This is a genomic window from Alistipes sp. dk3624 (assembly GCF_009557455.1).
In the GTDB taxonomy this organism is placed as follows: domain Bacteria; phylum Bacteroidota; class Bacteroidia; order Bacteroidales; family Rikenellaceae; genus Alistipes_A; species Alistipes_A hominis.
In genome coordinates this window covers 1,870,909-1,890,852 of sequence record NZ_CP045651.1, presented here as the reverse complement: position 1 = coordinate 1,890,852, position 19,944 = coordinate 1,870,909, and the positions used below count along the sequence as shown (strand labels likewise).

18 protein-coding genes are annotated in these 19,944 nt (G+C 56.5%); 6 read left to right on the top strand and 12 right to left on the bottom strand.

The features are described 5' to 3' along the window. Positions 1-31: 31 nt before the first annotated feature. From GFH31_RS08030 to GFH31_RS08015, 4 genes are all read right to left on the bottom strand, one after another. Positions 32-1,855, bottom strand: a complete 1,824-nt coding sequence (locus GFH31_RS08030) for a hypothetical protein (protein ID WP_153497755.1) — start codon at positions 1,853-1,855, stop codon at positions 32-34. A 77-nt stretch (positions 1,856-1,932) separates the two neighbouring features. Continuing rightward, positions 1,933-3,213: an MFS transporter gene (locus GFH31_RS08025; protein ID WP_055202777.1), complete on the bottom strand. Its 1,281-nt coding sequence runs from the start codon at positions 3,211-3,213 to the stop codon at positions 1,933-1,935. 36 nt (positions 3,214-3,249) lie between these two features. Next, positions 3,250-4,314 (bottom strand): aldose epimerase family protein, encoded by a 1,065-nt coding sequence (locus GFH31_RS08020; protein WP_101571927.1) that lies wholly within the window; start codon positions 4,312-4,314, stop codon positions 3,250-3,252. 22 nt (positions 4,315-4,336) lie between these two features. Continuing rightward, a complete protein-coding gene (locus tag GFH31_RS08015) occupies positions 4,337-5,251 on the bottom strand; it encodes an NDP-sugar synthase (protein WP_172970724.1) in 915 nt (304 codons plus the stop codon). Positions 5,252-5,515: 264 nt separating this feature from the next. On the opposite strand from GFH31_RS08015, the gene GFH31_RS08010 reads away from it, so the two are divergent. From GFH31_RS08010 to radA, 4 genes are read left to right on the top strand one after another with little or no spacing between them, the layout of a single operon-like run. Then, positions 5,516-6,391, top strand: a complete 876-nt coding sequence (locus tag GFH31_RS08010) for a murein hydrolase activator EnvC family protein (protein WP_055203539.1) — start codon at positions 5,516-5,518, stop codon at positions 6,389-6,391. A 54-nt stretch (positions 6,392-6,445) separates the two neighbouring features. Continuing rightward, positions 6,446-7,600: a 1-deoxy-D-xylulose-5-phosphate reductoisomerase gene (locus tag GFH31_RS08005; protein WP_153497754.1), complete on the top strand. Its 1,155-nt coding sequence runs from the start codon at positions 6,446-6,448 to the stop codon at positions 7,598-7,600. 35 nt (positions 7,601-7,635) lie between these two features. Continuing rightward, entirely contained in the window at positions 7,636-8,967 is a 1,332-nt protein-coding gene (gene rseP / locus GFH31_RS08000; RefSeq protein WP_118457097.1) for an RIP metalloprotease RseP, read from the top strand. Between the two features lie 16 nt (positions 8,968-8,983). Next, on the top strand, positions 8,984-10,366 hold the full coding sequence (gene radA / locus GFH31_RS07995) for a DNA repair protein RadA (RefSeq protein WP_153497753.1): 1,383 nt from the start codon (positions 8,984-8,986) through the stop codon (positions 10,364-10,366). Between the two features lie 49 nt (positions 10,367-10,415). On the opposite strand, the gene yidD is transcribed toward radA, so the two are convergent. From yidD to GFH31_RS07955, 8 genes are all read right to left on the bottom strand, one after another. Continuing rightward, a complete protein-coding gene (gene yidD, locus GFH31_RS07990) occupies positions 10,416-10,676 on the bottom strand; it encodes a membrane protein insertion efficiency factor YidD (RefSeq protein WP_101571933.1) in 261 nt (86 codons plus the stop codon). Continuing rightward, positions 10,633-11,031, bottom strand: coding sequence for a ribonuclease P protein component (locus GFH31_RS07985; protein ID WP_228385738.1), 399 nt, complete (start codon positions 11,029-11,031; stop codon positions 10,633-10,635). The genes yidD and GFH31_RS07985 overlap by 44 nt, the downstream gene beginning before the upstream one ends. Positions 11,032-11,041: 10 nt before the next feature. After that, entirely contained in the window at positions 11,042-11,980 is a 939-nt protein-coding gene (locus GFH31_RS07980; protein WP_118457101.1) for a uroporphyrinogen-III synthase, read from the bottom strand. A gap of 79 nt (positions 11,981-12,059) precedes the next feature. Further along, a complete protein-coding gene (locus GFH31_RS07975) occupies positions 12,060-12,890 on the bottom strand; it encodes a DUF4271 domain-containing protein (protein WP_153497752.1) in 831 nt (276 codons plus the stop codon). Positions 12,891-12,896: 6 nt separating this feature from the next. Continuing rightward, positions 12,897-14,057, bottom strand: coding sequence for an ATP-binding protein (locus GFH31_RS07970; protein ID WP_055202794.1), 1,161 nt, complete (start codon positions 14,055-14,057; stop codon positions 12,897-12,899). Between the two features lie 51 nt (positions 14,058-14,108). Further along, a complete protein-coding gene (locus GFH31_RS07965) occupies positions 14,109-15,782 on the bottom strand; it encodes a S41 family peptidase (protein ID WP_153497751.1) in 1,674 nt (557 codons plus the stop codon). A gap of 134 nt (positions 15,783-15,916) precedes the next feature. After that, the gene (locus tag GFH31_RS07960; RefSeq protein WP_228385737.1) at positions 15,917-16,387 is read right to left on the bottom strand and encodes a hypothetical protein; all 471 of its coding nucleotides are present in this window, start codon (positions 16,385-16,387) and stop codon (positions 15,917-15,919) included. Positions 16,388-16,478: 91 nt separating this feature from the next. Beyond that, positions 16,479-17,057 (bottom strand): 5-formyltetrahydrofolate cyclo-ligase, encoded by a 579-nt coding sequence (locus GFH31_RS07955; RefSeq protein WP_055202799.1) that lies wholly within the window; start codon positions 17,055-17,057, stop codon positions 16,479-16,481. Between the two features lie 184 nt (positions 17,058-17,241). Between GFH31_RS07955 and GFH31_RS07950 the strand changes: the two genes are divergently transcribed. Both GFH31_RS07950 and GFH31_RS07945 read left to right on the top strand, forming a co-directional pair. Next, the gene (locus tag GFH31_RS07950) at positions 17,242-17,934 is read left to right on the top strand and encodes a fumarate reductase (RefSeq protein ID WP_055202801.1); all 693 of its coding nucleotides are present in this window, start codon (positions 17,242-17,244) and stop codon (positions 17,932-17,934) included. Between the two features lie 42 nt (positions 17,935-17,976). Next, positions 17,977-19,920: a fumarate reductase/succinate dehydrogenase flavoprotein subunit gene (locus GFH31_RS07945; protein ID WP_101571939.1), complete on the top strand. Its 1,944-nt coding sequence runs from the start codon at positions 17,977-17,979 to the stop codon at positions 19,918-19,920. Positions 19,921-19,944: the final 24 nt, after the last annotated feature.

The window sequence follows — 19,944 nt, the reverse complement described above, 5'->3', positions numbered from 1 at the left end:
TTTTTTAATGGAACACGCTTTACGAAAACCGTTAGCGATTCTGCCCGGCACGCTCGTCGTAAACAAAATTGAACCGGCCGCCCGGGGCCGCATCGCCGTTCACGTAAAAATCCATGATATTCCCCTCTTCCTGCATGTTGTCGCTCCATTTGAATTCGATGTTCAGCGACTTTCCGAACTCACCGAGCAACGAACGCGGTATCCGAATCTCCATCCGGTTGCCGTCGACGGCATAATCCGCCTCCGCGGCGCGCTCCCAATTCCAGCCGTCGCCGCTATGGCGGGACAATACGGATTTGCCGTCCTGCGGCTTTTCGTAGTTCAGCACGAAATCGTACCCCTCCCATCCGGTCGCTTTGTCACGGTCGACGTCAATGAACAGCATCATCCAGTTGCGGTCGGTCGACGGGGTCAGCTTATCGGCGGTTTCGACGTAAAAATAAACGTACCTGCGATCGCGGGCCACTTTCGCGTCCACGATGTCGTTGCGCCCGGTCGTATTGGTATAAAACATGTTCGCATGACCTTTGTGATTCCGGTGCATCGTATTGCCCGGATAATGCCTGAAATCGGGCGATACGCCGTCCCAACCGTCGAAACGGCCGATCCGGAAGCTCCGGGGCTGCGACACCGCCTGCGACTCCGAAACGCCCTTGTAACGGCGGATATTGTCGACCAACTGGATGTAATAGGCATCGCCCTTATCGCCCCACGCCTTGACCGGTTCGATATCGCGGCTGCGTTCCCAGTCGAACTGATCGGGGAATGCAAACGGATAATAGGGGCGGGCGGGATGCCAGCCGATGTGCTTCCCGGCGATGAATTCGTTCCAGCCGGTAACGAAAATCAGGTCGGGATCGCACTGCAGCGCATAATCCCACTGCTCCTGGATATTCAATCCGTACAGGTAAGCATCCTCGCGGGTATCCTGCCCGCGCTGTTGGGTATAACTGCGCCCGTAAGTTCCCGGCGCATTGAAAGCACAGCAGTGGCCGCCGCTGGCATCGTTCGCATTTTGCGCCACGCAGACCACCATCTCTTCGCAGCCGCCGTCCGGACGTTCGACAAACTTATGCTGCGGATAGGTTTCGAGCCAACCCCACTGGTCGGGACGCCCGGGGCCGTCCACGATGTCGGGTTGACCGGGACGGAACGTGAAAAAATCGCGGATCGTCCGGTCTTCGGGCGAATCGGTCAGGTTGTCCGGATAAGCCATGATACAGGGTTTGCCGTGCAGGTAAAACCAAAGGTTTTCGGCCCGGCCCGGCTTGTAAATATCCTCATAAAGCTGGCGCAGCGAAACGAGCGACCAATCCACAGGCCCGAACGGCAGCATGAACGCAATCTTCGGCACATTCACGCCGTCCCCCTGCGCCTTCGTCCAGACGTCGATCAATACGTCGTACGAAGATTTCCAGGTAAGGGAAGCGTTCGTACAGTCGAAAAACACGACGTCCACACCGGCATCGGCCAGCATTTCGGCATGTTTGCGCAGCACCCACGGGTCGGTCGTCTTGTAATACCCCAGCAGCGGCTCGTCCCAGAAATAAGAATTTCCGCCGATATCCCAGGCGGGGTGGTCGTAATCGTCGATCGCCTCGGGATGTTCGCGGAGAATCTGCGTAATGTTGCCGATCCGCCGGTAGTCGGTAATCGGACTGGTGTGCCACGTCCAGTAAAACATCGCCACTTTGCGGTCGTCTCTGCGGGCGCGGGTCTGTTCCCGCCCGGGCAAAGCGCGGCCGAGACCGTCCGTCGCGGCCCACTGGTCGCTCTCGACCGCCTGTGCGGACGACCTTTCCGACCAAAAAACCAGAGCGGCCGCCACGATACTTATAAAAAATAATTTTCTCATCGTTCTCGAAAATAGCGGAGGGCGGCTATGGCCGCCCTCCCGATTTTACTTTTTTTAAATATCTCCGGACAGCGGAATTATTCGACCGGAATGTCCTTGTTCACGTTTTTGGAACCGACTTGGGCGTAATACAGGATGTAAGCCAGAGCGACGATAATCACCCAGAAACTGGCCAGGTAACCGAAACCGTCTGCAACGGCGCCCTGGATCAACGGCAGAACACCACCGCCGCATACCATCACCATGAAAATGCCGGACGCGGCGGCCGTATATTTACCCAGCCCCTCGACGGCCAGGTTGAAAATATTACCCCACATCACCGAGGTGCACAACCCGCAAAGGATCATCAACATGATACCGATCGGCACTTCAGCCAGACCGAATGAGATATCGGATTTGAACACCGGCATGTTGACCGTCGTCGACAGCGGCAGGAAGATCGCCAGCAGGATCAGCAGGATGCCCAGCGAAGAAACGAACGTCAGCATGGATTTGCTGGAAAATTTCGCACCCAGCGACGCGCCGGTCAAACGGCCGATCAGCATCAGGAACCAGTAGGTTCCGGCGATCGTCCCGGCGACCGTCGTATCGATAGCGAGACCGCCCTTATCGACGCTCTGCGTCATAAACAGGTTCGCAAAGTTGGCGATCCCTACTTCGACGCCCACGTAAAAGAAAATCGCCAGCGTTCCGAGAACGAAATGGCGGAACGAAAACGGACTGTGTTTCTCTTTTTCCTTTTTCGCGGTCACCAGATGCGGTTCCGGAATCTTCACGAACGAAAGTACGATAAACGCCAGCGCGAAAATTCCCATCGCCAGGAAAAGCGCCGGGTTGGCCTTGCTGATCGAGGCGCTGTATACGTCGCCCATCAGGTAGCCGACCAGCACCGGTACGATCGTAGCGCCGATCGAGTTGCACGAACCGCCGAACTGCACCAGCTGGTTCCCGCGATTACCTCCGCCCCCGAGCGTATTGAGCATCGGGTTTACCACGGCGTTCAGCATACACATCGAAAAACCGGATACGAAAGCGCCGATCAGATAGACGGTAAAACTTTCGACCTGTCCGGACAGGAAAGAAATCCCTACGCCGACGAAACCGACGACAATGGCCGTAAGAGCCGTCTTCTTATAACCGATGCGTTGCAGCATGATACCCGCCGGAATACCCATGCAGGCGTAAGCGATGAAGTTGGCGAAGTTTCCCAACTGCGACATCCAGTTCGGTACCTGGAACTGTTCCTTCACGATAATGCCCATCGGGTTCTGAAGCCCCGTAACGAACGCGATCATGAAGAAGAGCGCGAACATCATCGCTATCGGCAATGCGTAACTCTTTTGTTTAGTTGATTCCATCCTTATCTATTTTAGGTTAATAATTGGCTCTGCGGATTAATTCGCATCCGTTTCGAAACGGAAGACGATTTTCTCGTTATAGATCTCCCCGGGACGCAATACGGTCGACGGAAAGCCGGGGCAGTTCGGACTGTTCGGATAGGCCTGGCACTCGATCGCCACGCCGGCGCGGCGCCCGTACGGATGGCCGCTGATACTTTGCGGACAGCCTTCCAGATAGTTTCCGGCATAGATATGGATCGACGGCTGGGTCGTCCGGATCCGCATCCGCCGTCCGCTCTGCGGGTCGTACAGCACGCCCGCTTCGGAAAGTTTTCCCTTTTCATACCCGTCGATCGCCCAGCTCTGGTCGTAACCGGAACCGAAACGCAGCGGTTCGTAATCGGCGTCGATCTCCGCGGACAGCGCTTTCGGTTCGCTGAAATCCATCGGCGTGCCTTTCACGTCGACCAGCTCGCCGGTACAGACGCAGTCGGCGTCGTAACGCAGGTATTTCGATCCGTTGATCTGAAGCAACTGATCCATCGCGCCCGGTCGGTCCTCGCCTTTGAGGTTGAAATAGGAGTGATTCGTAAGGTTGATAATAGTAGGAGCGGTCGTCTTGGCGTAATAGGTAATCTCCAGCTCGCAATCGTCGCTCCAGTCGTAAACGACCTCGGCGTTCAGGTCGCCCGGATACCCCTGGTCGCCGTCGGGACTGAACAGCGAGAAAACGACCCGGTCGGTCTCCACGCGGCTCTCCCAAATTTTGTTCGCAAAGCCGTTGATGCCGCCGCCGTGCGTATGGTGCCGCCCTTCGGAGCAGTTCGCCGACAATCGGTATTCCACACCGTCCAACGTAAATTTCGCTCCCCGGATCCGGTTGGCGAACCGGCCGACCGTTTTCCCCATGCACGGCCCGTCGCCGAAATAACTTTTGAAATCGTCGTAACCGAGGGCCACGTTCGCGAGCCGGCCGTCCCGGTCGGGAACCTCCACCGATACGACCGTCGCGCCGATATTGGTCAACTTCACGGATGCGCCGCCCGCATTGGTCATCTTGTAAAGGACGATCGCTTCGCCTTCGGCGGTAAAACCCCAGATATTCTGTTCTATTTCCATCGTTTCGAGCGCTTTTGCGGGACTATGCCCAGAGTTTGTCGGGATAAACCCCGGCGGCGATCAACTTGCGGATCCGTTCGACGACGGCCGGGCGGTCTTCCTTGTAGGTTACGCCGAACCACTGGGCCGCGCTGTGCAGCACCCGCAACTGAGCCTTTCCGTCGGCAACCAATTTATTGACCATCGTCGGAATGTAAAATTCGGATTTCGGATTCCCGATATTGTCTTTCAGGTAGGCGCTGAAAAAATCTTCGGAATATTTGAAATAATCGGGCGTAAAACCGAACATGTTCATCGATACCAGCGTATCCCCGGCCAGCGGGAACACATTGCCCTTTTCGTCCTCGTAAACGATCTTGTCTTCGCGGCGCTCGATCTTCGTCCGCTCGACCATCGAGGTCAGGTTGCCGTTGCTATCGACGCTGCAGATGCCGCGCGATACGGACCCATAATCGGACAGCGTGTTTTTCAGTTCGTAACCGACCATGCAGTAATGGTTGCGCTGCGCGGCCACGCTGCGTAGGTAATCCGCGATGGTCTTATAAGCTTCCGCCCCGTAAAAGTCGTCGGCGTTGATCACGGCGAAAGGCTCCTCGCGGATCGTATCGGCGGCCATCATCACCGCATGGTTCGTCCCCCACGGCTTTACGCGGTCGGCGGGCACCGTAAACCCGGCCGGCAATTTATCCAGTTCCTGAAAAACGAAATCGATCTCGATCTTACCCCCGAAACGTTCCGGCGTGAACATCTCCCGGAACTCCTTTTCGAACAGGTGACGGATCACGAAAACCACGCGGCCGAATCCGGCGCGGATGGCATCGTAGATCGAATAGTCGATAATGGCCTCTCCGCCCGGCCCCACGCCGTCCATCTGTTTCAACGAACCGTACCGGGATCCCATTCCCGCAGCCAATACCAAAAGTGTAGGTTTTACCATGTTTTTGTCGTCTTTTTAAATCTTCGTTTCGGCCGCGGACGCATCGTCCCGCATCGGAAATACCGCCGCCCCGGATCGGAAAACAGGACGGAAAGCGGGTATCCGCGTCCAAACGCTACGCAAATTTACACTTTATAACTTATTTTCAAAATCGATTCCTCCGAAAAAACCGTCTGTCAAATAATCTTTGACATATTTTCCCCGTTCTGTCATTACCCGAGGGAAATTATTATCTTTGTAGGTCGAATTATGCATAAAAGTTCTATGAACTTCAAAACGAGCGTTTCATACTTCATACGGAACCTGCGCGAGAAGCACCGTCTCAGCATCCGGAATCAGCATAACGATTCGGAGGTTTGGTATATGTATATCAGCCCGTTGAACCTGTTGGCCGGCTTTCTGGCGCTGGTGCTGATCCTGTTTATCGTCATCACGATCACCGTGGCCTACACGCCGGTGCTGGACCTGATTCCCGGTTATCCGGGCAACAAGTCGCGGACGATGTTGATCGAAAACATCATCCGGCTCGACTCGTTGGAACAAGAAGTGCGCAACATGCAGATATACAGCGATAACATTGCGCTCATCATGGCGGGCAAAAATCCCGTCACACGAAATAACGTGCAAAGTTCCGACTCACTGTCGAAAAAAAACGCGGACGCGGCGGCGACCATCGTCGAGGACTCGCTGCTGCGCAGGCAGATGGAGACCCCGGGCGGCATTTATAGTCTGAACGATCCGGACGCGGCGCGCAAGAACCTGCGCAGCGCGATGGAACTCTATACGCCGGTCAAAGGCGTCGTCACCGAAAAATTCAGCCCGATCGACAACCGGTACGGAACGACGCTCGCCACCGCAGGCAACCAGCAGGTGATGGCGGTGATGGACGGAACGGTCGTCTCGTCGTCGTGGACGCCCGAAGACGGCTTCGTGCTGTTCATCCAGCACGGAGGCAATATGCTATCGGTTTACCGGCATAACACCAGCGTACTGAAAAAGGCGGGGGAACGCGTATCGAGCGGCGAGATCGTCGGTTACACCGGCGGCGAAAAATCCGCAGGCGGCGGACAGAACCTGTTCGAGTTCGAACTGTGGCATAACGGAACGCCGATCGATCCGGAAGGATACATCGTTTTTTAAACTATTTTAAATGAAGACGACGGAAAACCCGACACGGTTTTCCCTTTAACGGAAATGACACAAAGCAAACAGCGATTAGCCGTTCTCGGCTCGACCGGTTCGATCGGAACCCAAACGCTCGATATCGTCAGGCGATACGGCGACCGGTTCGAAATAACGACGCTGTCGGCCCACAGCAACTGGAAAAAGTTGGTCGAACAGGCCGTCGAATTCACCCCCGACAACGTGGTGATCGCCGACAAAACTCATTATACCGCCGTGCGAGACGCGTTGGCGGACCATCCGGTCAAAGTATACGCGGGCAGCGATGCGCTCGAACAGGTCGTCTGCTCGGAACAGGTCGACACGGTCGTCATGGCCCTGGTCGGTTACAGCGGGCTGTTCCCGACGGTCAGCGCGCTGAAACACGGCAAAAAAGTCGCGCTGGCCAACAAGGAGTGCCTGGTCGTGGCCGGAGAGATCGTCACCAGGCTGTCCGCCGAACACCGGGCTCCGATCATTCCGGTCGACTCGGAACATTCGGCCATTTTCCAATGCCTGACCGGCGAACATTCGGCGGTCGAAAAGGTGATCCTGACCGCATCCGGCGGCCCGTTCCTGCACCGCCCGGCCGAAGAACTCGAACGGGTCAGCGTCGAAGAGGCGTTGAACCACCCGAGCTGGTGCATGGGCGCGAAAGTCACGATCGACTCCGCCTCGCTGATGAACAAGGGTTTCGAGGTGATCGAAGCGCGCTGGCTGTTCGGACTGCGGCCCGAACAGATCGACGTGGTCATCCACCCGCGCTCGGTAATCCACTCGATGGTACAGTTCGGCGACGGAGCCGTCAAGGCGCAAATCGGCACGCCGGACATGCACCTTCCGATCCAGTACGCGCTGACCTTTCCGCAGCGGTTGCCGCTGCAAGGCCCGCGGATCGACTTCTGTAAGTTGGGATGCCTCGAATTTTTCGAACCCGACCCGATGCGCTTCCCGAATCTCGCGCTGGCGTTCGAATGCCTGCGGCGCGGCGGCAATGCCGGAGCCGTGCTGAACGCAGCGAACGAAGTGGCCGTAGCGGCATTCCTCGACCGGAAAATCCGCTTCACCGACATCGCCCGGATCAACGAAGAGACGCTCGGCCGGACGACGCTGCGCGAATGCGTTTCGCTGGAAGAATACCGCCGCACCGATCGCGAAGCGCGGCAAACCGCCCTATCGATGCTGTAAAACGATTTCAAATACTCACGTTAGTACGATAAAACATGGACATTCTGATTAAAATTCTGCAATTCATACTCAGTTTCTCGCTGCTGGTCATCATCCACGAATTCGGGCATTTCCTGTTCGCGCGGCTATTCAAAACGCGCGTCGAAAAATTCTACCTGTTTTTCAACCCGTGGTTCTCGCTTTTCAAGTTCAAAAAGGGAGGCACCGAATACGGTATCGGCTGGATTCCGTTCGGCGGCTACGTGAAAATCGCCGGGATGATCGACGAGTCGATGGACACCGACCAGATGAAACAGCCCGTCCAACCGTACGAGTTCCGGGCGAAACCGGCCTGGCAACGATTGCTGATCATGGTCGGCGGCGTGCTGATGAATATCCTGCTCGCCGTATTCATCTACATCGGGATGAGCTATACGTGGGGAAAGACCTACCTCGACAACAAGGACGTCAAATACGGCTACGTCTACAACGATCTGGCCCGGGAAATGGGTTTCCGCAACGGCGATAAGATCGTCGACATCGACGGCGAAGCGGTCGAAGACGCCGGAGCGATCTGGCAGACGATCGTGATCGACCAGGCGAAAACCGTCACGGTCGACCGCGACGGACAGCGCGTCCGGATCGACATTCCGGAAGAAGCGATCGCCCAGTTGCTCAAATCGCCCGATTTCGCGACGGTACGGATCCCGTTCGTGGTCGGAGAGACGGTCGCCGGCGGTCCCGCCGCCCAGGCCGGACTGCTCGCCGGGGACACGCTGGTGTCGTTCAACGGCGAATCGATGCGCTACTTCGACCAGTACCGCCAGGCTTTCGAGACGTACGCATCCGACACGGTCACACTGGGCGTGATGCGCGATTCGGCGGGAATCACGCGGCTGATTACCCTTCCGGTCAAAGTTTCCGAGAAAGGGACGATCGGCGTCTATCCGGTATCCCCGGCCAGCCTGCTCGCGCTGAGCACGCACCGGTACAATTTCTGGCAGGCGATCCCGGCCGGTATCCAACGGACGGGCAGCGAAATCAGCAGCTACGCCAAGCAAATCAAACTGATGTTCACACCGAAGACCGAAGCCTACAAATCGCTGGGAGGCGTGATCGCCATCGGCAACATCTTTCCGAACTACTGGAGCTGGGAGCAATTCTGGCGCATCACGGCATTCCTGTCGGTCGTTCTGGCTGTCATGAATATCCTGCCGATTCCGGCGCTGGACGGCGGACACGTATTGTTCCTACTGGTCGAAGTAATCACCGGGCGACGACCGAGCGATAAATTCCTCGAACGGGCGCAACTCTTCGGCATCATCATCCTGTTCGCGCTGCTGATATACGCGAACGGCAACGACATTTACCGCTTCTTCATCAAATAAACCGTTCCGACCCGCGATGGCCAAATTAAAAAAAGCGTTTTTCTGCCGCAGTTGCGGGTACGAGTCGACCAAATGGGTCGGCAAATGCCCGGCGTGCGGCGAGTGGAATACGCTGGTCGAAGAGGTCGTCGGCAAGGAATCGTCGCGTACGACCTCGTTCGCACCGGCGCGCGGCAGCAACCGCCCCGTGCCGGTGCACGAGATCGAACGGCAGGCTTTCACGCGCACCGACCTGGCCAACGGCGAGGTGAATCGCGTGCTGGGCGGCGGCCTGGTGCAGGGCTCGATCATCCTGCTGGGCGGCGAACCGGGCATCGGCAAATCGACGCTGAGCCTGCAACTCGCGCTGAAAGCCGCCGGGCTGAAAACGCTGTACGTATCGGGCGAGGAGTCCCCGCACCAGATCAAGATGCGGGCCGAACGGATCGGTATCGTGAACGAAGCGTGCTACATTTACAGCGAGACGAACCTCGAAAACATCATCACCCAGATCACGCAGCACGGCCCCGACCTGGTCGTGATCGATTCGATCCAGACAATTTACACCGAAACGATCGACTCGTCGCCGGGCAGCGTGTCGCAGATCCGCGAATCGGCCGCCTTGCTGCAAAAATATGCCAAGCAGACCGGCACATCGATCATCGTAATCGGACACATCACCAAGGACGGCATCATCGCCGGTCCGAAAATCCTGGAACACATCGTCGACGTGGTGCTGCAATTCGAAGGCGACAACAACAACATCTACCGCATCCTGCGCAGCATCAAGAACCGGTTCGGAGCGACATTCGAGATCGGCGTATTCGAAATGCGCGGCGAAGGGCTGATCGAGGTCGACAATCCGTCCGAAATCCTGTTGTCGCACTACGACGAACCGCTGAGCGGCATCGCCGTCGGCGCGGCCGTCGACGGGGCCCGGTCATACCTGATCGAGACCCAGGCGCTGGTCAGCACGGCCGCCTACGGCACGCCGCAGCGCTCGGCGACCGGATTCGACTCGCGGCGGCTGAACATGCTGCTGGCCGTACTCGAAAAACGGATCGGCCTGAAGATGTACCAGAAAGACGTCTTTTTAAATTTTGCGGGAGGGTTCAAGATCAGCGACACGGGGCTCGACATGAGCGTCATCGCGGCTATCCTGTCGTCGTATTTCGACCGGCCGGTAGACCGGGAAACCTGTTTCGCCGGAGAGATCGGCCTGTCCGGCGAAGTACGTCCCGCTCCCCGCAGCGAACAACGCATCGGCGAAGCGGCCCGGCTCGGCTTCCGACGGATCGTCGTATCGGGCTATCTACGCAAAAGCCTTCCGAAGCCGCCAAAAGGCATCGAAGTCGTCTATATCAACAAACTGGAAGAGCTGGGACGCATCGTCTTCGGCGTTTCCGGGCCGGTCGAGTAATCCCTTTTATTGCTTACTAAAATCGCTCCGGGAAGTCCGTCCGTTCCGTTTACGGAACCGGATCGTAACCGCTTCCTCCCCACGGATGGCAACGCAGAATTCGCCTCAGGCCCAGATAGCTCCCCTTGAACAGGCCGTGCTTTCGCAGGGCTTCGGCGCAGTACTCCGAGCAGGTGGGCGTGAAACGGCAGGAAGGGGGCGTAAAAGGAGAGATGCAATGACGATATATCCAGATCAACCCCAGCAAAGGGGCTAAAATAAGCCCCTTAAATCCTTTCGGAAAGGTTCCGGATGATCTTCTGCACGGCATTTTCGATCGACGTATAATCGGCTATCTCTTTGGAAACATACAACAGGCCCAGGTTGAACCGTCCGCCTCCCGAGATCTCCCGCAGGGGATTCCGGTTCAGGCGGTAAGCCTCCCGTATCCGGCGTTTCAACAGGTTGCGCACGTTGGCCCGTTTGTGATTGCGCTTCGAAACGGAAACCAGCACCGACAGCCCGCCTTCGTCCGTCGCGTCGCCGGCATCGTCCTCCCCGGTGAGAAATACGTAACGGATCGGGTAGACGACACCGCTTTCGCCCTTTTCGAACAGGCGGGCGATCTGCTTGCGCGACCGAAGCCGCTCCGCACGGGGAAACGTATGATCCGAACTCTCCATCATTCCCGCCGGGCTATTTCCCGGCGCTTTTGGTTGCGGCCCCTGCCGTTTTTACCGAGGCTTTTTTCAGCGCGGACGACGCTTGTTCGCCGGAAGCTGCTCCCGGTCTGGCGGCCGTGCGCACCCGTCTGCCTTTGGCGTATTTCGAACTTTCGATGAAAGTCAGGTCGGGCGACCGCTCCTCAAGCGTCACCGGCGGAACCTCCTCTCCGGCATTGATTTTCCGGATATAAATATCGAGCGCCTTGGTCATCGACGGAACTTCGGGCGTAGGCGCCATCACATGGACGGTCAGTCCTTCGGTCAGCGCGGCCTTGGCCGTCCCGTGGCCGAACGTCGCGATTTTCGGAGCGTTCTCCCCGAGCGTAAATTTTCCGGTCAGCGAGGCGATCTCGGACGGACTGTAAAAGACCAACAGATCGTACTTGCGGACATCGACCGCATCCAGGTCGGCGCTCACCGTACGGGCCAGGATCACCTTGCCGAACTGAAGTTTCATCTTCTCCATCGCCAGCGGCATCTCGGGCTTGTGCGGCTCGGAAAGCGTCAGCAGGAATTTCTCGTCCTTGTGCTTGGCGATCAGTTCGACCAGCGAAGAGAAAGTCCCTTCGGCAAAGAAGATTTTCCGCTTGCGGTAAACGATATATTTTTGCAAGTACAGGGCGATCGCCTCCGTATTGCAGAAATATTTCATGGTTTCGGGAATCGTAACGCGGGCTTCCTCGCAAATCCGAAAGAAATTATCGATCGTAACGCGGCTCGTGAAAATAACAGCCGTATGCGCCAGGATATCCACCCGCTGGCTGCGGAACTCTTTCAGGGAGACCCCCTCCAGCTTAATGAACGGATGGAATTCCACATTCACGCGGTGCTTGAGCACGATCTCATGAAAGGGAGATTTCTCGGCGATGACCGGAGCCGGTTGCGAGACTAAAACATTTTTAATTTTCAAAACAATAACTTGTTTATAGTTAGCTTCTTCTGATAACTCCGCCGTGAGACGGAACTGCTCCTCCTCCTCGGAAAAACACTCAGCAATTTCTGGCTACAACAAGCACGAAAAAGCTTATCGGAAACAATTCGACGGCACAAAGGTACAAAATCCATTGCAGAATTGAAACATCCCGCGCCACAAAGAAACGATAACTTTTCGCCAAATACAGCAGATAGAGCGCAGCGGCGAAAACGGCGGTACCGTGCAGTAGCCGGTCGATTCCGGGGCCTTCGGTGAGCGCTACGACCAAAAAAAGAGGAGTCAGCAGGATATATATAAACGACGAAAAAATACGGATCGTGAACCGGAGTTTCTCAAAAAAAAGATCGTTCCGGATCACTCCGCCGATGATCCGCGTCACGATCTTGCGGTAAACCGCAACGGCGGCGGCGGCAAACAGCACGGCCAGGCAGGCCAGGTCGGTCGCAAAAGGGATTTGCCGGGGCAACCACCCCTCGACGCCGTACAGTCCGCCGTAGCGAATCAACAGCCCGCCGATCAGCAGCATCCCCCACAGAGCCGTCCATGACAGGAACTTGCGGAAAAACAACGGATACTCGTCGTAAACCTTGTCAGATGAAACCCGCCCGGTCAGGATCTTGAACACGATCCCGATACTGCTCCGGTAGCTGTGGATCAGGTAACAGAAAACCATGAACACGGCCAGCACGACTCCCTGGTAAGCATAACTGTCCGTCAGGTGCGGCTGCAGGGCGGGCAGCGCCAAAGGATCGTACCCGTCCGGCCGTTCGGCCACTGTCCCCGACACGCCGAAAATATCGGCCTGCGAAGGAACGCTCGCCCCTTCGAGCGGCTCGATTTCCGGAAGGTAACAGTCGCAATCGGCAACGTAGCGGGACTCCATCATACCGGTCTATGAATAGATTTTTTTCAGGGCGATGCGGATGGTCGTTCCTTTGTCGATCTCGGAATCGAGCACGAAGATCTTACCGCCGTGGTATCCGTCGATAATCCGTTTGCTGAGCGAAAGTCCGAGCCCCCAACCGCGCGTTTTGGTCGTAAAACCGGGTTCGAAGATCCGTTTGAAATTCCCCTTCGCGATCCCCTTGCCGCTGTCCCGGACATCGACGTAAATCCAGTTGGCGTCGCTGGAGAGTTTGACGTCGATCGTCCCGGTTCCCGACAAAGCGTCCATCGCGTTTTTCAACAGATTTTCGATCACCCATTCGAAAAGCGCTTCGTTGATCATCGCCTTTTGCTGAGCCATCGCCAGCCCGTTATAGGTCAGCGTGACGTTCTTCGGTACGCGCGTGCGGAAATAGATCACGCTGTTGCCGACGATCTCGTTGATCACCCCTTCGCTGAGCGGAGTCGCGGCCCCGATTTTCGAGAACCGGTCGACCACCTTGGTCAGCCGGACGATATCCTTGCCCATCTCGTCGATGGCGGTCTGGTCGATGTTCTGGGTTTTCAGGTATTCGAGCCACCCGAGCAGCGAAGAGGTCGGCGTACCCAACTGGTGGGCCGTCTCCTTCGCCAGCCCGATCCAGACGCGGTTCTGCTCGTCCTGCTTCGTCGAACGGAACGTGATGTATCCGAACACGACAAACACGATGATCACCAGCAACTGGATGTACGGGAAATAGACCAGCGTCTTGAGCAGCCGGGATTCGTCGAAAAAGATATACAGCGTCTCGTTGTACAGCGTCTGCACCTTCAGGTGCGGATTGACCTTCGTCATCTGGTCGAGCTTGTCGCGCAACAGGTTCGGATGATTCAGGATGTAATCGGGAATCAGATGCGAATACTCCACCCGCAACGCCCCGTCGGTCAGAATGAACGGAATGTTGTTGCGCGTGGTGATGATCGACAGCAACAGGGGGTTCCCCGGGTCGGCCCCCAGCTCGCGGAAGGCCGCCGCCCAGATCGCCACCTCGTTCTGTTCTTTCTCCCGGAGCTGGCGCGCCATGTCGTTGGTAAACAACAGCGACGAGATCCCGATCACCATCCCCAGAACGATGATGACCACCCGGCTCCGAAAAGAAAGCATCTTATGCAGCGCTCTTTTTTTCATAGTTTTACGGGAACCCGATGTCCCCTGTGTTTTGCGAATCGTCCCGGAAAGCTACTTGCGCGGAGTATCCTGCGAAGTCACGATCTGCCGGTAACGGTTTTGGTCTTTCAGCACTTCGACGGCCTGTCGTACTTCCGGATCGTGCAGCGCCGTATGACGGGCGACTCCGGTCTCGTAATGGTAACGCAAGATAATCTCGTCGCCGATCAGCTTACGAATCTCGTCGCCAAACAATTCGAGGTCGGTATTTTTATCGTCTTTCAGTTTTTCGCCGATCGCGTCGAGTTCGCCGGAGATTCGGTCGAGGTATTTTTCCCGCTCGGCTTTCTTACGCAGATCTTTGACGGCTTCCTGAGTTTCCGACTCGAAATCCATCTCCTTGTCCTGCATGAAAGCGACGAAAAGACCGTATTCCCCGTCCGGCAATTCGAACGTATCCGCATCCACGCCTTCGCGGTGCCGTTTGTAGTAATCGTTCGCGAAATCCTCGATATATCCTTTGCCGTAAAGCGCCATCGTGAAACGGCTGGTATAGACCGGGTCGAGACGGACGTCCGGCATTACGCCGCCCCCGTCGTACACTTTCCGCCCGGCGGCGGTCTCGTACTCCCGAATCAACGAATCCGGCACCAGCCCCACGCTGCCGTCGTCGTTGCGGTGCGTATAATCGATCGCCTGGATACAACGGCCGCTGGGAATGTAATATTTCGCGGTAGTCACTTTCAGGAAAGCGTTGTACCCCAGCGGACGCGGAGTCTGCACCAATCCTTTGCCGAACGTCCGCTGTCCGACCAGCACGGCACGGTCGAGATCCTGCAACGCTCCCGACACGATCTCGGCGGCAGAGGCCGTCATACTGTTCACCAGCACGGCGATCGGAATTTGCGTATCGAGCGGTTCGGCTTGCGTCACGAACGTCGCGTCGGATGATTTCGTGCGGCCGTGCATCGACACGACTTCGGTGCCTTTGGGCACGAACATCGAAAGAATCTTCACGGCTTCCTGCAAAATGCCGCCGCCATTGCCCCGCAGGTCGATGATCAGCGAAGTGATCCCCTGTTTTTTCAGTTTCTCGAAAGCGGTCCGCATATCGTCGCTGCAATCCTCCGAGAAATCGTCGTGCAAGATATAACCCACATCGCCGTCGATCACGCCGTAATAAGGTACCCCTGAGATCACGATCCGCTCCCGCTTGACCGAAACATCGACCGGATTGCCCGTCAGCAGTTTCTCGACGGTCAGTTTCATCGAAGTGCCGGGCGTTCCTTTCAACAATTCGCTAACTTTCGAAACGTCGTACCCTTTCAGGTTCTCGCCGTCGACGGCCAACAACTTGTCTCCGATAACCAGCCCCGCCTTATCGGCCGGAAAACCCTCGTACGGCTGGGCGATCGCCACGTAATCGCCGCTCTTGCGGATCAGGGCCCCGATACCGCCGTACTTGCCGGTCGTCTGTATTTCGAAATCGGCCATTTTATTCTCCGGAATCAGTTCGGTGTAAGGGTCCAGGTTCTCGACCATGCCGGCCGCAGCGTCCTCGAGCAGTTTGTCCGTATCGACCGAATCGACATAAGAGAGACTGACCTCGCGGAACATGTTGAACAGGATCTGGATATTCCGTCCGAGCGCGAAATCGGGACGCGACGCAGCCAGCGAAAATCCCGCTGCCGCCACGATCGCACCGATCGCCAACACGTATTTGAGTCGCTTATACACTCTTTCCATTTTTATAACATTTCCTTATCTAACGTTCGTAAAAAACAAAGCGGTATGCCCCGTCCGCTCATTTTTTTATCCCCAAAGCGGGAATACGAATCATATTATTTACAACCAAATCTTTACGCATTTCCGAAAACCGGTCAGTTTTCGATGTGCGACCGGAGCCGGAACTCCGCTTTCACGACCTCCTTACGAATGCCGTCCAACACGACGGAACCGCCCGCATCGGTTACGGCGATCCGGTCTTCCCACAGCAGCAAAGCCCTTTTCAGCGGCGACGAAGCCCGGAAGACCATCGTCCCGTCCTGTTCCCGAACCAGCGAAAAACCGTTTGCCCGGAACGTACTGAGAATCAACTCCCGGTCACCGGTAAAATCGGCCGCCACCGTCCGCCGGGCAAACCCGAATTTCGGATAAAAAGCCGCCACGACGACGATCACAGCCAACATCAGCCGTCCCCGCTGCGACCCGAACAGTTCGGCCAGATCGCGCCCGGCATCCGCTCGCGACGTCCCGGTCGCCAGCATCAGCGTGAAGACCAGCGTAAAAAGCAACAACAGCCACACGAGGTATTTCAGCGACCGGACTATATAAGTTTTTCCATCCATCATGATTCGCATTTAAGTTTTTTCGACGGCGTACCGAATGCAAAGATAGCGGATTTTTGCGAACGGTTTCCGAATTTCGCGGGATACGAACGAATTATAAAGACCGTAAAGCGCCGTCCCGGTACCAGCGCGCCTCCCGTTCCGACCCGCATACGACCCAGTCGACCGGCACGTCGTGCGCATCGGCGGGAACATGCTCGAAAAACTGGTATTCGAAACAAACGCCGATTTTCAGCGGTCCTTCGCGCGTCAGCAACCGATCGTAGAATCCTTTGCCGTGCCCGAGACGGTTTCCGTACGGATCGTACCCCATGGCCGGAACCACGATCAGGTCGATCCGCCGCAGGCAGGTCTCTTCCTCCCCGACCGGCTCCCTGATCCCGAAACGGGCTTCCCGCAGTTCGTTTCGGCCGGTAAACTTCCTGAGCGACAGTCCGTCGCCTCGCATTACCGGAAGGTAAACCTTTTTGCGGACGGCCCATTTTTCGACGAAAGCATGTGTATCTACCTCCGCAGGCAGCGACCAATAAAGCGCCACGCTCGCGGCATCGGCGAACGGCGGGAAACGGCCGACGGCTTCCATGACCCGCTGCGACATCGCGGCTCGCGTCCGCCCGTCGTACAGTTCTCCGCGATCGCGAACGATCCGGCGTAACGCACTCTTCGACTCCATACTCCAAATCCGGTTTAAAAACGGAATCCGAAGATACCGTTTTTTTCAAAAAAATTAAAACTCCGGACAGAATATTCCGTCAAAAGATTGTTATTTAAAAAACAATGGGATAACTTTGTACTCTGTTTTTTCGGAAGTACACGAAATGCGTAAATAACCAAAATCACTAAATTTCATTTTACTTATGGGCAATCTGTTTACATCTACAATCGGACGGAAACTGATTATGAGCATCTCAGGTCTTTTTCTGATCCTGTTCCTGTTGTTCCACATGTCGATGAACATTGCAGCCGTATTTTCCACCGAGGCCTACAATGCGATCTGTGAATTTCTGGGAGCGAACTGGTACGCACTCGCCGGGACGCTGATCCTGGCCGCCGGTTTCGTGGTGCATATCATCTATGCATCGATCCTGACGCTGCACAACCGCAGTTCGAGGGGCACGCAGCGCTATGCCGTGGAAGCTACGCCGAAATCGGTAACCTGGGCTTCGCGGAACATGTTCGTGCTGGGACTCGTCGTCGTATTGGGATTGCTGCTGCACCTTTACAACTTCTGGTATAACATGCAGTTCGCCGAAATCATCGGAGACCACTCGCTCGGAGCGTTCGGGCCGACCGACGGAGCGGCTTACATCGCCGACCTGTTCAGCAACCCGGTCTACTGCCTGATCTATCTGATCTGGTTCCTGGCCATCTGGTTCCACCTGACGCACGGTTTCTGGAGCGCCTTCCAGACGATCGGATGGGACAACCAGATCTGGATGAAACGCCTCAAATGCCTGGCCAACGTCTTTGCGACCGTCGTTTTCCTCGGTTTCGCTCTGGTCGTAGTCGTTTTCTACCTGCGCAGCCTGTGCGGCGGGTTCTGCTACTAATTTGATTGCACCAATTAGAAATAAAAAAACAAAAAATAAGATATGGTAAAGTTAGAATCGAAAGCTCCGCAGGGCCCGCTGGCCGACAAATGGAGCAAGCATAAGGCTGAAATCAAAGTGGTCAGCCCCGCCAATAAGAGAAAACTCGACATTATCGTAGTGGGTACCGGACTGGGCGGCGCATCCGCAGCCGCTTCGCTCGGCGAACTCGGATATAACGTAAAGGTATTCTGCATCAGCGACTCCCCGCGCCGCGCGCACAGCATCGCCGCGCAGGGAGGCATCAACGCCGCCAAGAACTACCAGAACGACAACGACTCGGTATACCGTCTTTTTTACGATACGATCAAGGGCGGCGACTACCGCGCCCGCGAAGCCAACGTATACCGTCTGGCCGAGGTATCGAATCATATCATCGACCAGTGCGTCGCACAGGGCGTTCCGTTCGCCCGCGATTACGGCGGACTGCTCGACAACCGTTCGTTCGGCGGCGCGCAGGTTTCGCGTACGTTTTACGCCCGCGGCCAGACCGGACAGCAGTTGCTGCTCGGCGCTTACGCCGCGCTGAACCGCCAGATCGCCAAAGGCAGCGTGAAAAGCTACCCGCGTCACGAGATGCTCGACCTGGTCATCGTAGACGGCAAAGCCCGCGGTATCATCACGCGCAACGTGGTAACCGGCGAAATCGAGCGATTCGGCGCGCATGCCGTAGTGATCGCCACCGGCGGTTACGGAAACGTTTTCTTCCTGTCTACCAACGCAATGAACTCGAACGGTTCGGCCGCATGGCAGTGCTATAAGAAAGGCGCCGTATTCGCAAACCCGTGTTTCACGCAGATTCACCCGACCTGTATCCCGGTACACGGAACGCAACAATCGAAACTGACGCTGATGTCCGAATCGCTGCGCAACGACGGCCGCATTTGGGTTCCGAAGAAAAAAGAGGACGTCGAAAAGATCCGCGCGAAGAAACTGAAACCTTCGCAGATCCCGGAAGAAGACCGCGACTATTACCTCGAACGCCGTTACCCGGCCTTCGGGAATCTCGTGCCGCGCGACGTGGCGTCGCGCGCCGCCAAAGAGCGTTGCGACGCCGGCTTCGGGGTCAACGAGACCGGCCTGGCCGTATTCCTCGACTTTTCGACCGCAATCAACCGCCTCGGCGAACAGACGATCCGCGAACGTTACGGCAACCTGTTCCAGATGTACGAAAAGATCACCGACGTCAATCCTTACAAAGAACCGATGACGATCTATCCGGCCGTGCACTATACGATGGGCGGTATCTGGGTGGATTACAACTTGATGACCACGATCCCCGGCCTGTATGCGATCGGCGAGGCCAACTTCTCCGACCACGGCGCGAACCGTCTGGGCGCATCGGCGCTGATGCAGGGTTTGGCCGACGGCTATTTCGTACTGCCGTATACGATCGGCGACTACCTCTCGCACGAAATTCAGACTCCGAAAATAAAGACCGACCTGCCCGAATTCGAGGTAGCCGAAAAAGGCGTCCGCGAAAAGATCGCCAAGTTGCTGTCGATCCAGGGTAAAGAGACGGTGGACGACCTGCACAAAAAGCTGGGACACATCATGTGGGAAAACGTCGGCATGGCCCGCAGCAAGGAGAGCCTCGAAAAAGCGATCGTCGAAATTCAGGCGCTGCGCAAGTCGTTCTGGGCGAACGTCCGCGTGCCGGGAACCGACAAAGAGTTCAACCAGGAACTCGAGAAGGCCGTTCGTCTGGCCGACTTCCTCGAACTGGGCGAACTGATGGCCCGCGACGCCCTGAACCGGAACGAATCCTGCGGCGGTCACTTCCGCGTGGAGTACCAGACCCCGGAAGGCGAAGCGCTGCGCGACGACGAACACTACGTATACGTGGCTGCATGGGAATATACCGGCAAGGACAAGGAACCGGAACTGGTCAAAGAACCGCTGGCATTCGAAACCGTGCATCTGGCCCAGCGCAACTACAAGGATTAATTGAGTCAAACAGGTAAAACGTTA

Coding starts and splice junctions, on each gene's coding strand:
- GFH31_RS08010 (WP_055203539.1), top strand. CDS start 5,516: ATGAACTTCAAAACGAGCGTTTCATACTTCATACGGAACCTGCGCGAG.
- GFH31_RS07960 (WP_228385737.1), bottom strand. CDS start 16,387: ATGATGGATGGAAAAACTTATATAGTCCGGTCGCTGAAATACCTCGTG.
- yidD (WP_101571933.1), bottom strand. CDS start 10,676: ATGCCGTGCAGAAGATCATCCGGAACCTTTCCGAAAGGATTTAAGGGG.
- GFH31_RS07975 (WP_153497752.1), bottom strand. CDS start 12,890: ATGATGGAGTCCCGCTACGTTGCCGATTGCGACTGTTACCTTCCGGAA.
- GFH31_RS08030 (WP_153497755.1), bottom strand. CDS start 1,855: ATGAGAAAATTATTTTTTATAAGTATCGTGGCGGCCGCTCTGGTTTTT.
- GFH31_RS08020 (WP_101571927.1), bottom strand. CDS start 4,314: ATGGAAATAGAACAGAATATCTGGGGTTTTACCGCCGAAGGCGAAGCG.
- GFH31_RS07970 (WP_055202794.1), bottom strand. CDS start 14,057: ATGAAAAAAAGAGCGCTGCATAAGATGCTTTCTTTTCGGAGCCGGGTG.
- GFH31_RS07950 (WP_055202801.1), top strand. CDS start 17,242: ATGGGCAATCTGTTTACATCTACAATCGGACGGAAACTGATTATGAGC.
- GFH31_RS08015 (WP_172970724.1), bottom strand. CDS start 5,251: ATGGTAAAACCTACACTTTTGGTATTGGCTGCGGGAATGGGATCCCGG.
- radA (WP_153497753.1), top strand. CDS start 8,984: ATGGCCAAATTAAAAAAAGCGTTTTTCTGCCGCAGTTGCGGGTACGAG.
- GFH31_RS07985 (WP_228385738.1), bottom strand. CDS start 11,031: ATGATGGAGAGTTCGGATCATACGTTTCCCCGTGCGGAGCGGCTTCGG.
- GFH31_RS08005 (WP_153497754.1), top strand. CDS start 6,446: ATGACACAAAGCAAACAGCGATTAGCCGTTCTCGGCTCGACCGGTTCG.
- GFH31_RS07945 (WP_101571939.1), top strand. CDS start 17,977: ATGGTAAAGTTAGAATCGAAAGCTCCGCAGGGCCCGCTGGCCGACAAA.
- rseP (WP_118457097.1), top strand. CDS start 7,636: ATGGACATTCTGATTAAAATTCTGCAATTCATACTCAGTTTCTCGCTG.
- GFH31_RS07965 (WP_153497751.1), bottom strand. CDS start 15,782: ATGGAAAGAGTGTATAAGCGACTCAAATACGTGTTGGCGATCGGTGCG.
- GFH31_RS07955 (WP_055202799.1), bottom strand. CDS start 17,057: ATGGAGTCGAAGAGTGCGTTACGCCGGATCGTTCGCGATCGCGGAGAA.
- GFH31_RS08025 (WP_055202777.1), bottom strand. CDS start 3,213: ATGGAATCAACTAAACAAAAGAGTTACGCATTGCCGATAGCGATGATG.